The organism is Micromonospora sp. KC213 (assembly GCF_004348325.1).
Taxonomy (GTDB): Bacteria; Actinomycetota; Actinomycetes; order Mycobacteriales; family Micromonosporaceae; genus Micromonospora.
Map to the genome: position 1 here is coordinate 1 of NZ_SMKF01000016.1, position 13,542 is coordinate 13,542.

22 protein-coding genes are annotated in these 13,542 nt (G+C 69.0%); 1 reads left to right on the top strand and 21 read right to left on the bottom strand.

Going from position 1 to position 13,542, the window contains the following annotated elements:
• Positions 1–188 precede the first annotated feature (188 nt).
• A complete protein-coding gene (locus E1166_RS06295) occupies positions 189–935 on the top strand; it encodes a hypothetical protein (RefSeq protein ID WP_207914039.1) in 747 nt (248 codons plus the stop codon).
• Positions 936–990: 55 nt separating this feature from the next.
• Here E1166_RS06295 and truA read toward each other — a convergent pair whose 3' ends face one another.
• The 21 genes from truA to rplN form a co-directional block, all read right to left on the bottom strand.
• Positions 991–1,821: a tRNA pseudouridine(38-40) synthase TruA gene (gene truA, locus E1166_RS06300; protein WP_132336624.1), complete on the bottom strand. Its 831-nt coding sequence runs from the start codon at positions 1,819–1,821 to the stop codon at positions 991–993.
• A 66-nt stretch (positions 1,822–1,887) separates the two neighbouring features.
• Positions 1,888–2,460 carry a 50S ribosomal protein L17 gene (gene rplQ / locus E1166_RS06305; protein ID WP_132336626.1) on the bottom strand — a complete coding sequence of 191 codons (573 nt, stop codon included), beginning with the start codon at positions 2,458–2,460 and terminating at the stop codon, positions 1,888–1,890.
• A gap of 34 nt (positions 2,461–2,494) precedes the next feature.
• On the bottom strand, positions 2,495–3,517 hold the full coding sequence (locus E1166_RS06310; protein WP_132265354.1) for a DNA-directed RNA polymerase subunit alpha: 1,023 nt from the start codon (positions 3,515–3,517) through the stop codon (positions 2,495–2,497).
• A gap of 95 nt (positions 3,518–3,612) precedes the next feature.
• Positions 3,613–4,239, bottom strand: a complete 627-nt coding sequence (gene rpsD / locus E1166_RS06315) for a 30S ribosomal protein S4 (protein ID WP_091594961.1) — start codon at positions 4,237–4,239, stop codon at positions 3,613–3,615.
• A 14-nt stretch (positions 4,240–4,253) separates the two neighbouring features.
• Entirely contained in the window at positions 4,254–4,661 is a 408-nt protein-coding gene (gene rpsK / locus E1166_RS06320; protein WP_007073011.1) for a 30S ribosomal protein S11, read from the bottom strand.
• A gap of 87 nt (positions 4,662–4,748) precedes the next feature.
• Entirely contained in the window at positions 4,749–5,129 is a 381-nt protein-coding gene (gene rpsM / locus E1166_RS06325; RefSeq protein ID WP_007073012.1) for a 30S ribosomal protein S13, read from the bottom strand.
• Between the two features lie 265 nt (positions 5,130–5,394).
• A complete protein-coding gene (gene rpmJ / locus E1166_RS06330; RefSeq protein WP_073834917.1) occupies positions 5,395–5,508 on the bottom strand; it encodes a 50S ribosomal protein L36 in 114 nt (37 codons plus the stop codon).
• A 93-nt stretch (positions 5,509–5,601) separates the two neighbouring features.
• Entirely contained in the window at positions 5,602–5,823 is a 222-nt protein-coding gene (infA, locus tag E1166_RS06335; protein ID WP_007073013.1) for a translation initiation factor IF-1, read from the bottom strand.
• Positions 5,824–6,182: 359 nt separating this feature from the next.
• Positions 6,183–7,034 (bottom strand): type I methionyl aminopeptidase, encoded by an 852-nt coding sequence (gene map, locus E1166_RS06340; RefSeq protein WP_132265352.1) that lies wholly within the window; start codon positions 7,032–7,034, stop codon positions 6,183–6,185.
• Between the two features lie 96 nt (positions 7,035–7,130).
• Positions 7,131–7,784 (bottom strand): adenylate kinase, encoded by a 654-nt coding sequence (locus tag E1166_RS06345; protein WP_132265350.1) that lies wholly within the window; start codon positions 7,782–7,784, stop codon positions 7,131–7,133.
• A complete protein-coding gene (gene secY, locus E1166_RS06350) occupies positions 7,785–9,116 on the bottom strand; it encodes a preprotein translocase subunit SecY (RefSeq protein ID WP_132265347.1) in 1,332 nt (443 codons plus the stop codon).
• Between the two features lie 232 nt (positions 9,117–9,348).
• Entirely contained in the window at positions 9,349–9,792 is a 444-nt protein-coding gene (gene rplO / locus E1166_RS06355; protein ID WP_132265345.1) for a 50S ribosomal protein L15, read from the bottom strand.
• Positions 9,792–9,974, bottom strand: coding sequence for a 50S ribosomal protein L30 (gene rpmD, locus E1166_RS06360; RefSeq protein ID WP_007073018.1), 183 nt, complete (start codon positions 9,972–9,974; stop codon positions 9,792–9,794). The genes rplO and rpmD overlap by 1 nt, the downstream gene beginning before the upstream one ends.
• Positions 9,974–10,588, bottom strand: a complete 615-nt coding sequence (rpsE, locus tag E1166_RS06365; protein WP_132265343.1) for a 30S ribosomal protein S5 — start codon at positions 10,586–10,588, stop codon at positions 9,974–9,976. Before rpsE ends, rpmD begins: the two co-directional genes overlap by 1 nt.
• 33 nt (positions 10,589–10,621) lie before the next feature.
• Positions 10,622–11,011 carry a 50S ribosomal protein L18 gene (rplR, locus tag E1166_RS06370; protein WP_132265341.1) on the bottom strand — a complete coding sequence of 130 codons (390 nt, stop codon included), beginning with the start codon at positions 11,009–11,011 and terminating at the stop codon, positions 10,622–10,624.
• Positions 11,008–11,550 carry a 50S ribosomal protein L6 gene (gene rplF / locus E1166_RS06375; protein ID WP_132336628.1) on the bottom strand — a complete coding sequence of 181 codons (543 nt, stop codon included), beginning with the start codon at positions 11,548–11,550 and terminating at the stop codon, positions 11,008–11,010. The genes rplR and rplF overlap by 4 nt, the downstream gene beginning before the upstream one ends.
• A 16-nt stretch (positions 11,551–11,566) precedes the next feature.
• Positions 11,567–11,974: a 30S ribosomal protein S8 gene (rpsH, locus tag E1166_RS06380; protein ID WP_013288624.1), complete on the bottom strand. Its 408-nt coding sequence runs from the start codon at positions 11,972–11,974 to the stop codon at positions 11,567–11,569.
• Between the two features lie 96 nt (positions 11,975–12,070).
• The gene (locus E1166_RS06385; protein ID WP_007073023.1) at positions 12,071–12,256 is read right to left on the bottom strand and encodes a type Z 30S ribosomal protein S14; all 186 of its coding nucleotides are present in this window, start codon (positions 12,254–12,256) and stop codon (positions 12,071–12,073) included.
• A 4-nt stretch (positions 12,257–12,260) separates the two neighbouring features.
• Positions 12,261–12,830 (bottom strand): 50S ribosomal protein L5, encoded by a 570-nt coding sequence (rplE, locus tag E1166_RS06390; RefSeq protein ID WP_132265337.1) that lies wholly within the window; start codon positions 12,828–12,830, stop codon positions 12,261–12,263.
• Entirely contained in the window at positions 12,830–13,150 is a 321-nt protein-coding gene (gene rplX / locus E1166_RS06395; RefSeq protein WP_207914040.1) for a 50S ribosomal protein L24, read from the bottom strand. The genes rplE and rplX overlap by 1 nt, the downstream gene beginning before the upstream one ends.
• Positions 13,147–13,515, bottom strand: coding sequence for a 50S ribosomal protein L14 (gene rplN, locus E1166_RS06400; RefSeq protein WP_007073026.1), 369 nt, complete (start codon positions 13,513–13,515; stop codon positions 13,147–13,149). The genes rplX and rplN overlap by 4 nt, the downstream gene beginning before the upstream one ends.
• Positions 13,516–13,542: the final 27 nt, after the last annotated feature.

The following is a 13,542-nucleotide window of genomic DNA, read 5'->3' on the forward strand; positions in this document are numbered from 1 at the left end:
CACCCGCACCGCCGCCGGCACCCGCTCCACCGCCAACCCCGGACCCGCCCCCGGCGACCGAGTCGGTCCCGGTTCCAGACCCACCGCACACCCACGGGTCCGCCCCGGGCGCCGCACCGGAACCACAACCGACCCGTCGTTCCGCCGCCGGACGTGGCGGCGCCGGCAGCCGGTTCTGGCAGGCCGTCGTGGGCGGCGCCGCGGTGCTGGTGCTGCTGGCACTCTGCGGCATCGGCGCCGCCGCCGTCCTGATCGAACGTACCGAGCAGGCCGCGCCGGACCCATCGCCGGGCACGACCGTCCCCGGTGCCGAGCCGGCCGGAGGCGACCTCGACTCCCGGGACACCGACCGACAGCCGCTGACCGCCAAGGAGGTGTTTCCCGGCAAGACGCTGGTGATCACCGCCGGCGAGCCCGCGTACGAGGTACTGAAGACCCACTCCAGCGGCAGTTGCGCGGTGGCGGCCACCGGGGAGCTCGGTGATTTGCTGGTCCGGCTCGGATGCAGCCAGGTGGTCCGGGCGACGGTACGCACCGCCGACCGCCGGCGCCTGGCCACCGTCGGCCTGTTCAACCTCCCCGACCGGGGCACCGCCCAGCAGGTCCAGGGGCGGATCCGGGAGTTGCTCGACGAGCGACAGGGCCGCTTCCGGGGGATGGCCGCCGGCGACGGCACCGAGGCGGTCAGCACCGCCGCTGCCCGGGTCGGTTGGCAGGTACGCGGCCACTACGTCGCCTACTGCCTGGTGGTACGGGCCGACGGCGAGCCGCTGCCGGCCAACGACACCACCGCCCGCGAGATCCTGTACGACATGCTGGAACTGCACCTCGACCAGAGCGTGCTCCAGCGGCGCACCACCGGCGGCTACGCCGGACAGCCCACCACCCGGGAGGGCGCCGACCGCCACGGCGGGGAGGACCCGCCGCAGGACTGAACCGGCCGACAGCGGGCGAGGCCCGGTCCGCGCAGCGGGCCGGGCCTCGCCCGGCTCACGCCTCGGCGGGTACCCGCAGCCGACGGGTGAGGTCGGCACGGCGGGCGTACTCCGCCGGGTCGGCCGGGTAGCCGACCTCGACCAGGGCCAGCCCGTGCGCGGGCGCGACGGTCACCTCGCTGGACCGTTCCCGCCGGGTCAGCAGGCTGGCCGGCCACGCCGCCGGGCGGCGGCCGTCCCCGGCGACCAGCATCGCGCCGACCAGGCTGCGCACCATGTTCTGGCAGAAGGCGTCGGCCTGCACGGTGGCGACCAGAATGCCGTCCGGGTCGCGTCGCCAGTCCAGCCGGGTCACCTCGCGCAGCGTGGTGGCGTTCTCCTTGCGCCGGCAGTACGCGGCGAAGTCGTGTTCCCCCACCAGGCCCGCCGCCGCCGCGTTCACCGCGGCCAGGTCCAGTGGCCTGGGCCAGGCCAGGGTGTCCCGTCGGCGCAGCGGCTCGACGCCCCAGGGCGCGTCGGTGACCCGGTATTCGTAGCGCCGGAAGGTCGCCGAGAACCGGGCGTCGAAGTCGGCCGGCACCTCGGTCATCGCCCGGACCCGCACGTCGCCGGGGAGCAGCCGGGCCAGCCGGCGCAGCAGCCGTCCCTCGTGCTCCCGCCACACGGTCGCGGGCAGGTCGAGGTGGCAGACCTGCCCGGTGGCGTGCACCCCGGCGTCGGTCCGGCCGGCCACGGTCAGGCCGGTCGCGGCGCCCGCCCCGAGCACCAGGTCCAGCGTCTCGGTGAGCACCCCGGCGACCGTACGGCGGGTCGGCTGGACCGCCCAGCCGGAGAAGTCGGTGCCGTCGTACGACACGTCCAGCCGCAGCCGGGTCCGTCCGTCCACCGCGTACCTCCAGTCACGGGTCGGGCCCGGCACCCACAGGGATGCCGGGCCCGACGAAGACCTTGCTCAGGCCTTGTTCTGCTCGTTGTTCTCCTCGACGGCGAGGTCGCTGTCCTCGCGCGCCGCGGCGGTGTCGCCGGACGCCGACACCGGAGCCTCGGCGTCCTGGTCGTCGTCGGTCGACTTCGGGGTCTCCTCCGCCGGCGCGAGCGCCTCGACCTTGTCCTGCTGGGCGGTCTTGCGGGCAGCGGTCTTCTTGTTCGCCTTGGGCTCGGCGACCTGAAGCTCCTCGACCAACTCGATGATCGCCATGGGAGCGGCGTCACCCTTGCGCGGACCGGTCTTCACGATCCGGGTGTAGCCACCGTTGCGGTTGGCGTACCGGGGCGCGATCTGGTCGAACAGGGCGTAGACCACGTCCTTGTCCTTGACGACGCCCAGCACCCGCCGCCGCGACGCGAGGTCGCCCCGCTTGGCCTTGGTGATGAGCTGCTCGGCCAGCGGACGCAGCCGCCGGGCCTTCGTCTCGGTGGTCTGGATCTTGCCGTGCTGGAACAGCGCGGTGGCCAGGTTGGCCAGCATCAGCCGCTCGTGCGCGGGGCTGCCGCCGAGGCGGGGGCCCTTGGTGGGCGTGGGCATTGTTGGTGCTCCTCAGGTGTGGCGGCAGCGCGGACTAGAGCTGCTCGGTCTCGCGGTAGTCGTCGGTGTCGTAGTCGGCCTCGCCGAAGGCGTCCACGACGTGCGCCGGGTCGAAGTTCGGGGCCGAGTCCTTCAGCCCCAGACCCATCCCGGCGAGCTTCATCTTGACCTCGTCGATCGACTTCTGACCGAAATTGCGGATGTCGAGGAGGTCGGCCTCGGTGCGCCCGATCAGCTCACCAACGGAGTTGATGCCCTCGCGCTTGAGGCAGTTGTAGGAGCGGACGGTGAGGTCCAGCTCCTCGATCGGCAGGGCCAGGTCCGCCGCGAGCTGAGCGTCCTGCGGAGACGGCCCGATGTCGATACCCTCGGCGGTCTCGTCCAGCTCCCGGGCCAGGCCGAAGAGTTCCACCAGCGTCGAACCGGCCGAGGCCAGCGCGGTACGCGGCCCCATCGACGCCTTGGTCTCGACGTCGATGATCAGCCGGTCGAAGTCGGTCCGCTGCTCGACCCGGGTCGCCTCGACCCGGTAGGTCACCTTGAGCACCGGCGAGTAGATCGAGTCGACCGGGATCCGGCCGATCTCGGCGCCCGCCTGCTTGTTCTGCGCCGCCGTGACGTAGCCACGCCCCCGCTCGACGGTCAGCTCCATGTCGAGCCGGCCCTTGCCGTTGAGGGTGGCGAGCTTGAGGTCGGGGTTGTGCACCGAGACGCCGGCCGGGGGCTGGATGTCACCCGCGGTCACGTCGCCCGGACCCTGCTTGCGCAGGTACATGCTGACCGGCTCATCGTGCTCGGAGCTGACGCAGAGCTCCTTGATGTTCATGACGAGCTCGACCACGTCCTCCTTGACCCCGGGGATGGTGGTGAACTCGTGCAGCACGCCGTCGATCTTGATCGAGGTGACGGCCGCACCCGGGATGGACGACAGCAGCGTACGCCGCAGCGAGTTGCCCAGGGTGTAGCCGAAGCCGGGCTCCAGCGGCTCGATGGTGAACCGGGACCGGGTCTCGTTGATCGACTCCTCGGAGAGGGTCGGTCGCTGGCTGATGAGCATTTCTTCTCTTCTCTTCCGGGACGCCCGCTATATGACGCCCACGACAAAACTGTTCCGGTGGTCCGCCCCGAAGGGCGGACCACCGCAACGAGCCCCTACTTCGAGTAGAGCTCGACGATCAGCTGCTCCTGCACCTGGGTGTCGATCACCTGGCGGGCCGGCAGCGAGTGCACGAGGATCTTCATCTGGCTGGGGATCGCCTCCAGCCAGGCCGGCACCGACCGCGAACCGGCCTGAGCCTGCGCCACCAGGAACGGGGTGAGCTGCTTGCTCTTCTCCCGGACCTCGATGATGTCGTGCTCCTTGACCCGGTACGACGGGATGTCGACCTTTTTGCCGTTCACGGTGAAGTGTCCGTGCTTGACCAACTGGCGGGCCATGTCCCGGGAACCGGCGTAACCGGCCCGGTAGACCACGTTGTCCAGCCGCGACTCGAGGATCTGCAGGAGGACCTCACCGGTCTTGGCCTGCTTGGCCACAGCCTCCTCGTAGTAACCGCGGAACTGCTTCTCCAGCACGCCGTAGACGCGACGGGCCTTCTGCTTCTCACGGAGCTGGAGCAGGTACTCCGTCTCCTTGGTGCGGCCGCGGCCGTGCTGCCCGGGCGGGAACGGCCGGGACTCGAACGGGCACTTCGGTCCATCGCACTTGCTGCCCTTGAGGAACAGCTTCATCTTCTCCCGCCGGCAACGGCGGCAGTCAGCACCGGTGTAACGAGCCATCTCTCTCTAACCTCTCAGACCCGGCGACGCTTCGGCGGACGGCAGCCGTTGTGCGGCTGCGGGGTGACGTCGGAGATCTGCCCGACCTCGAGGCCCACGGCCTGCAGCGAACGGATGGCGGTCTCCCGACCGGAGCCGGGGCCCTTGACGAACACGTCGACCTTGCGCATGCCGTGCTCCATGGCCCGACGCGCGGCGGCCTCGGCGGCCAGCTGCGCGGCGAACGGAGTCGACTTGCGGGAGCCCTTGAAACCCACCTGGCCCGCGGAGGCCCAGGAGATGACCGCACCGGTCGGGTCCGTGATGGACACGATGGTGTTGTTGAAGGTGCTCTTGATGTGCGCCTGCCCGTGGGCGACGTTCTTGCGTTCCTTGCGCCGGACCTTCTTGACAGCGGCTCCGGCACGAGCCTTCGGTGGCATAAGTCTGTGCGCTCCTAGTTGACTTCCCGATACAGGTTGCGGCCTGGCCTTGCTCGGCGGACCTAGACCCGTATTCCGGTCTACGTCTTACTTCTTGCCGGGCTTCTTCTTGCCGGCCACGGTCCGCTTCGGGCCCTTGCGGGTCCGCGCGTTGGTCCGGGTCCGCTGGCCACGCACAGGCAGGCCCCGGCGGTGCCGGATGCCGGCGTAGCAGCCGATCTCAACCTTGCGGCGGATGTCAGCGGCGACCTCGCGGCGCAGGTCACCTTCAACCTTGTAGTTCGCCTCGATGTGGTCGCGGAGCTGCACCAGCTCCTCGTCCGTGAGGTCCCGAGCGCGCTTGTCCGGCGAGATGCCGGTGGCGGCGAGCGTCTCCAGGGCGCGCGTGCGGCCGACCCCGAAGATGTAGGTGAGCGCGATCTCCATCCGCTTCTCGCGGGGGAGGTCCACGCCGACTAGACGTGCCATGTGCGGGCGTACTCCTCGTGATGTTGTGGCGGAGGTGTGGACCCGTCCCACCCCGCTACCGACCGCCCTGTCCCTCCGGCGCCTTCGCGCCGCCGACCGGGGATGGTCGCTGCCCAAGCGGGCCCCGGCCTCCGACCGGGGGTCAGCCACGATCGAGTACGCCCTGCGTACCGCTCGCGGCTGGGACGAGCTGATGATGTGTGCGGTGGGGATCTGCCCGCCGGGTGAGGCTCCGCCGCCGCTCGTCACGGTCGGCGGGGACGACTCAGCCCTGGCGCTGCTTGTGGCGCGGGTCCTGGCAGATGACCATGACCCGGCCGTGCCGGCGGATCACCCGGCACTTGTTGCAGATCCTCTTGACGCTCGGCTTGACCTTCACGGTTGCCTTACTTCCCATCTGGCCCGGAGTCGCGACGACGCGCGACGCCGGACGTCGAAGACGGACACGGGGACGTCCCGGCCGTCGTCAGGCTTACTTGTAGCGGTAGACGATGCGCCCGCGGGTCAGATCGTACGGCGAGAGTTCGACGACGACCCGGTCCTCCGGCAGGATACGGATGTAGTGCTGCCGCATCTTGCCGCTGATGTGAGCCAGCACCTTGTGGCCGTTCGCGAGCTCCACCCGGAACATGGCGTTCGGCAGGGGCTCGATGACCCGACCCTCGATCTCGATGGCTCCGTCTTTTTTCGGCATGTCCTCCGCTGTCCTGACGTCGGTTACTCCGGACGGCCCACAACGTCTTACACGGGCTTCCGATCATGATCGAGAGCCCGCGCCAGCCGCGGCTCCGGCTCCCACTGAAGCGCTAGTGGGCATGCCGGAGTGGACGCTGTGCGCCGATCAGAAAGTGTACGCCGGCCGGCGGCGCTCGCCAAACCGGCCACCCGGTCGGTCGCCCGGCCGGAGGATTTCGCGTGACCCACGCCACTCCCCCGCCGCCCGAGAGCGCTTCCGCCGGCACGCCTTCACAAGCTGCCGCAAACCGCGGCGTCCCCACTGCCGGGGACTCCAAGCGTCCGCAACCGGAGCCGATCCTCCACCCGGCGGCGCGGTCAGGCCGCCGGGAAGTCGGCGGGCTGGCGGGCGGTGACCAGATCGCCGAGGCGGGCCCGGCCGCCGTCGAACGCGGTGAGCACCCAGACCCCGTCCGGCAGCAGGGCCATCGAGTGTTCGACGTGTACGGCCATCGACCTGTCCCGGGTGACGACCGTCCAGCCGTCGGCCAGTTCGACCGTACGCGGCGAACCCATGGTGATCATCGGCTCGATGGCCAGCGCCATGCCGGGCACCAGTCGGGGGCCCTTGCCCGGGCGGCCATGGTTCAGCACGTGCGGATCCTGGTGCATCTCGGTGCCGATGCCGTGCCCGCCGTAGCCGTCGACGATGCCGTACCGGCCGCCCTTGCGGACCGCGACCTCCACCGCGTGAGAGATGTCGGTCAGCCGACCCTTCCCACTGGCGGCACCACGCGCGGCAGCCGCGATGCCCGCCCACATCGCGTCCTCGGCGACAGCGGCCATTCTCAGCAGCGCCGGGGCGACGTCACCCACGCCGACGGTGATCGCCGCGTCGCCGTGCCATCCGTCCAGCACCGCCCCGCAGTCGATCGAGATCAGGTCACCGTCGCGGAGCACCTGCTGCGGCGACGGGATGGCGTGCACCACCTGTTCGTTGACCGAGGAGCAGATCGAGGCGGGGAAGCCGTGGTAGCCCTTGAACGACGGGACCGCACCCGCCTCACGGATGGTCGCCTCGGCGATCGCGTCCAGGTCGGCGGTGCTGACCCCGGGAGCCACCGCCTCCCGCATCCGACGCAGGGCCTCGGCGACCACCAGACCGGCGGCCCGCATCTTCTCGATCTGGTCGGGGGTCTTCAGCTGGATGTCCAGCTGGGGACGGCGCATCGAGCGATCACCTTTCGTTACCGGACAGCGAACAGCGGGGCACGTCGGCACGTACCCCGCTGTTGCCACTCTATCCGCCGGCTCCCGGCGGAGGTGTCACCCGCCGTACGAGCGCAGCGCGTCGATGGCGCGGACCGTGACGTCCTCCACCGGGCCGGTGGCGTCGATGCCGACCAGCTTGCCCTGGGCGCCGTAGTAGTCCACCAGCGGCGCGGTCTTGTCGGCGTACTCCCGCAACCGGGCCGCGATGGTCTCCGGCTTGTCGTCGTCCCGTTGGAACAACGCGGCACCACAGCGGTCGCAGACACCCTCACGCGTGGTGGCGTCGAACTCGACGTGCCAGATCTTGCCGCAGCCCCGGCAGGTGCGCCGCCCGGACAGCCGCCGAATCACCTCGTCGTCGTCGACGACCAGCTCCAGCACCAGGTCCAGCGCGCTGCCGAGGTCGGCGAGGAGCTTGTCCAGCGCGGCGGCCTGCGGGGTGGTCCGGGGAAAGCCGTCGAGCAGGAAGCCGTCGGCGGCGTCCGGCTCGGCGAGCCGGTCCCGGACCATGTTGATGGTGACCTCGTCCGGGACCAGCTTGCCGGCATCCATGTAGCGCCTGGCCTCGACACCCAGCGGAGTGCCCTGCGAGACGTTCGACCGGAAGATGTCACCGGTCGAGATCTTCGGCACCGCGAGGTGCGCGGCGATGAACTCCGCCTGTGTGCCCTTGCCCGCGCCCGGCGGGCCAACCAGAACGAGTCGCATCTACCGCAGGAACCCTTCGTAGTTCCGCTGCATGAGTTGGCTCTCGATCTGCTTCACGGTCTCCAGACCGACGCCGACCATGATGAGCACAGCGGTGCCGCCGAACGGGAAGTTGAGGAACTGCTCGCTGTTCAGCCAGATGAAGAAGAAGTTCGGCAGGACCGCGACCAGACCCAGGTAGAGCGCACCCGGCAGGGTGATCCGGCTGAGGATGAAGTCGAGGTACTCCGCGGTCGGCTTGCCCGGGCGGATGCCCGGCACGAAGCCGCCGTACTTCTTCATGTTGTCCGCGACCTCGGTCGGGTTGAACGTGATCGACACGTAGAAGTACGTGAAGAAGATGATGAGCAGGAAGTAGATGATGATGTGCTCGGGCGCGGTCGCCTTGACGATGTGGTTCTGGATCCACGCCTGGACCTTGCCCGGGTCGTTCGGGTCGAAGAACTGCAGGGCCAGCTGCGGCAGGTAGAGCAGCGACGAGGCGAAGATGACCGGGATGACACCCGCCTGGTTGACCTTCAGCGGGATGTAGGTCGAGGTGCCGCCGTACATCCGTCGGCCGATCATCCGCTTGGCGTACTGCACCGGGATCCGGCGCTGCGCCTGCTCGATGAAGCAGACCGCGGTGATGACCAGCAGGACCAGGGCGAGCACCAGAGCGAACTTGGCCCAGCCCTCGTTGGTCTTGATCTTCCAGCCCTCGCTGGGGAGCCGGGCGGCGATCGAGGTGAAGATGAGGACGGACATGCCGTTGCCGACGCCGCGGTCGGTGATCAGCTCGCCGAGCCACATCACCATGCCGGTGCCGGCGGTCATCGTCATGACCAGGATGCTCAGGGTGAGCCAGTTCGGGATGCCGGTGCCCTCGGGCACGATCGGGAACTCGTCGCACTGGTTGTTGAACAGCTGCCCGGAGCGGGCCAGCGCCACGAACGCCGACGACTGCAGGATACCCAGCCCCAGGGTCAGGTAGCGGGTGTACTGGGTGATCTTCGCCTGGCCGGCCTGGCCCTCCTTGCGGAGCTGCTCCAGCCGCGGGATGACCACCGTCAGCAGCTGCAGGATGATCGACGCGGTGATGTAGGGCATGATGCCCAGCGCGAAGACCGACAGCTGCAGCAGCGCGCCACCGGAGAACAGGTCCAGCAGGTTGAGCACACCGGTGCTCCCACCCTCCTGGACCTTGTCGAGGCACTTCTGCACGTTGCCGTACGAGACGCCCGGGCTGGGCAGCGTCGCGCCCAGCCGGTAGACCGCGATGATGCCTACTGTGAACAGCAGCTTCTTGCGCAGGTCAGGCGTACGGAACGCACTGAGAAAGGCGGACAGCAACTTCTTCCTCCTGCGCGAGGCGGGCCGCCGGTGATCCCTGGCGGGTCGGGGTGGTTTCGGGCGAGTGCCCGATATCCATGGCTGGGAAGGGACTCTAACAGCCCGATCCCGGTCCGGGCAGATGCGCCCGGCTACATAAAACGAATCCGATGTTACCCGGCGCACACGCGCCTGGTAGACCATGGCGCCCGCCCAGTAGAGGAAAACTGGGCGGGCGCCATGAATCCGTGCCTTACAGCTCGGTCACCGAGCCACCGGCGGCGGTGATCTTCTCCTTGGCCGACGCGCTGAACGCGTGCGCCGACACCTGGAGAGCCACACCACCGAGGTCGCCGCTGCCGAGGACCTTCACCGGCTGGCCCTTGCGGACCGCGCCGGCGTCCACCAGCTCCTGCGGGCCGACCTGGCCGCCGTTGGGGAACAGCTCGGCCAGCCGGTCCAGGTTGACCACCTGGAAGACGACCTTGAACTTGTTCTTGAAGCCCTTCATCTTGGGCAGGCGCATGTGGATGGGCATCTGGCCACCCTCGAACGCCGCCGAGATGTTCTTGCGGGCCTTCGAGCCCTTGGTACCGCGACCGGCGGTCTTGCCCTTGGACGCCTCACCACGACCCACCCGGGTCTTCGCGGTCTTGGCGCCCGGAGCCGGACGCAGGTGGTGAACCTTGATCGTCATTACTCGACCTCCTCGACCTTCACGAGGTGGTTGACCGCGAAGATCATGCCGCGGATCTCCGGACGATCCTCCTTGACCACCACGTCGTTGATCCGCTTCAGACCGAGCGAACGCAGCGAGTCACGCTGGTTCTGCTTGGTCCCGATCTCGGACCGGACCTGGGTGACCTTCAGGCGTGCCATCAGGAGGCCACCCCCGCCCGCGACGCCAGCATGGCGGCCGGCGCGACGTCCTCGACCGGCAGACCCCGACGGGCCGCCACCGCCTCCGGGGACTCGAGCCCCTTCAGCGCGGCCACCGTGGCGTGCACGATGTTGATCGGGTTGGACGAGCCGAGGCTCTTGGAGAGCACGTCGTGGATGCCCGCGCACTCCAGGACGGCGCGCACCGGACCACCGGCGATGACACCCGTACCGGCGGAGGCCGGCTTGAGCAGCACCACACCGGCGGCTTCCTCGCCCTGCACCGGGTGCGGGATCGACTGACCGATCCGCGGCACCTTGAAGAAGTGCTTCTTGGCCTCCTCGACACCCTTGGCGATCGCCGCGGGCACCTCCTTGGCCTTTCCGTAGCCCACGCCGACGGTGCCGTCGCCGTCGCCCACGATCACCAGGGCGGTGAAGCTGAAGCGACGACCACCCTTCACGACCTTGGCGACGCGGTTGATCGCGACGACCCGCTCGAGGTGCGGGGTCTTCTCGACGGGCGCGTTTCCGCGGCCGCCCTCACGGCGGTTGTCGCGGCGACCACCCTCGTTGCCACCGGACCCGCCGCCACGGCGCTGTTGACCTGGCATCAGCAGCCTTCCTTCTCTCTCGTGACGGGGTTTCTAGAACTCGAGCCCGGCTTCGCGGGCGGCGTCGGCAAGCGCGGCTACCCGCCCCGCGTACCGGTTGCCACCGCGGTCGAAGACGACCTTGGACACACCGACCGCCTTGGCCCGCTCGGCGAGCAGAGCGCCGACCTTGCCGGCCAGGGCGCTCTTGTCGCCCTCCGCACCGCGCAGCGAGGCGTCCAGAGTCGAGGCCGACGCCAGGGTGTGACCCTTGGTGTCGTCCACGATCTGGGCGACGATGTGCCGCAGGGAGCGGGTGACCACCAAGCGGGGACGCTCGGGCGTACCGCTGATGTTCTTGCGGACCCGGAAGTGCCGACGCGCACGCCCGACGGCGCGCTTGGCGGCGACGCCGCGGCGGCGCTTGAGCAGCGTGGCGCTCACTTCTTACCTGCCTTTCCGGCCTTACGGCGGATGACCTCGCCCTGGTACTTCACGCCCTTGCCCTTGTAGGGCTCCGGCGGGCGGATCTTCCGGATGTTGGCGGCGACCTCACCGACCTGCTGCTTGTCGATGCCGGCCACGTGGAACAGCGTCGGCCTCTCCACCGTGAAGGTGATGCCGTCCGGGGCGGGCACCAGCACCGGGTGCGAGAACCCGAGCGCGAACTCGAGGTCCTTGCCCTTGGCGGTGACGCGGTAACCGGTGCCGGCGATCTCCAGGCTCTTGCGGTAGCCCTCGGTCACCCCGACGATCATGTTGGCGACCAGGGTACGGCTCAGGCCGTGCAGCTCCTTGGCCTTGCGCTCGTCGTTGGGCCGGCTGACGTGCAGCTGGCCGTCCTCGCCCCGCTCCGCCGTGATCGGCTCCGCGAGCGTGTGGGACAGCTCGCCCTTGGGGCCCTTGACCTTGACGGTCTGGCCCTCGATCGTGATGTCGACGCCGGCCGGTACCGGGATCGACTTACGTCCAATACGCGACATTTCTACCTGTCTCCCGTTACCAGACGAAGGCGAGGACTTCCCCGCCAACGCTCCGCTTGCGGGCCTGCCGGTCGGTGAGCAGCCCCTGGGACGTCGAAATGATCGCCACGCCCAGCCCGCCGAGCACCCGCGGGAGCCCGTCCGACTTGGCGTACACCCGGAGACCGGGCTTGGACACTCGCTTGATGCCGGCCAGGCTGCGCTCGCGGTTCTGGCCGTACTTCAGCTCGACGACCAGTCGCTTGCCGACGGCGCCCTCCTCGGGCTCCTCGACCGACCAGGTGGCGATGTAGCCCTCGGCCTTCAGGACCTCGGCGATGTTGGCCTTGATCTTGGAGTACGGCATCGTCACCCGGTCGTGGTACGCCTGGTTGGCGTTACGCAGACGCGTGAGCATGTCTGCGATCGGGTCGGTCATCGTCATGAAATTCGTCAACCTTTCTCGCCGGGGTTCCCCGGGCAGGGCCCGGGGCCTACGGCGAAGAGACAGTTCAGCTGACGCGCGAAGCGCGCCGGGCTATTACCAGGAAGCCTTGGACACGCCGGGCAGCTCACCGCGGTGGGCCATCTCCCGGATGCACACCCGGCAGAGACCGAACTTGCGGTAGACCGCCTTCGGACGCCCGCACCGCTGGCAGCGGGTGTACGCGCGAACCGAGAACTTCGGCTTCGCGGCCGCCTTGAGGATCAGCGCCTTCTTGGCCATTCGCTCAGTTCTCCTTGAACGGGAAGCCCAGGAGCTTGAGCAGCGCCCGGCCCTCGTCGTCGGTCGTGGCGGTCGTGACCACCGTGATGTCCATGCCCCGCTGGCGATCGATCTTGTCCTGGTCGATCTCGTGGAACACCGACTGCTCGGTCAGACCGAACGTGTAGTTGCCGTGCCCGTCGAGCTTGCGCCCGTCCAGGCCGCGGAAGTCACGGATACGCGGCAGCGCGATGGACAGCAGCCGGTCCAGGAACTCCCACATCCGGTCGCCGCGGAGGGTGACCTTCGCGCCGATCGGCATGCCCTCGCGCAGCTTGAACTGCGCGATCGACTTGGTCGCGCGCCGCACCAGCGGCTTCTGGCCGGTGATGGTGGCCAGGTCGCGGACCGCGCCGTCGATCAGCTTGGCGTCGCGAGCGGCCTCGCCGACACCCATGTTGACGACGATCTTGACCAACCGCGGAACCTGCATGGGGTTCGCGTAGTTGTGCTGCTTCTGCAGCTCGGCCACGATCTCGTTACGGTACCGCTCCTTGAGGCGCGGCATGGTTTTGGTTTCGGTAGCCGTGGTCATCACAGGTCCTTACCGGTGCTACGCGCGATGCGGACCTTCTGGCCGTTGTCGTCGATGCGGTAGCCGACGCGGGTCGGGTTCCCGTCGGAGTCCAGGACCTGCACGTTCGAGACGTGGATCGGGGCCTCCTGGGTGACGATGCCACCGGTCTTGGCGCCACGCTGGGTGGTGCTGATGCGGGTGTGCTTCTTGACCCGGTTCACGCCCTCGACCAGGACCTTGTCCTGCCGCGGGTAGGCCGCGATGACCTTGCCCTTGGCGCCCTTGTCCTTGCCGGCGATGACGACGACCGTGTCGCCCTTCTTGACCTTCACGGTCACAACACCTCCGGCGCGAGAGAAATGATCTTCATGAACCGCTTGTCCCGCAGCTCCCGGCCCACCGGGCCGAAGATACGGGTACCGCGCGGGTCCCCACCGTCCTTGATGATGACGGCGGCGTTCTCGTCGAAGCGGATGTACGAGCCGTCCGGCCGCCGCTTCTCCTTGGCGGTGCGGACGACGACGGCCTTGACGACGTCGCCCTTCTTCACACCGGCACCCGGGATCGCGTCCTTGACCGTGGCCACGATGACGTCGCCGATGCTCGCGTAGCGCCGACCGGAGCCACCGAGAACCCGGATGCACAGGATCTCCCGGGCACCCGTGTTGTCGGCGACGCGCAGTCGCGACTCCTGCTGAATCACGTCTATCTCCTATGTCTGCCGGTTCTC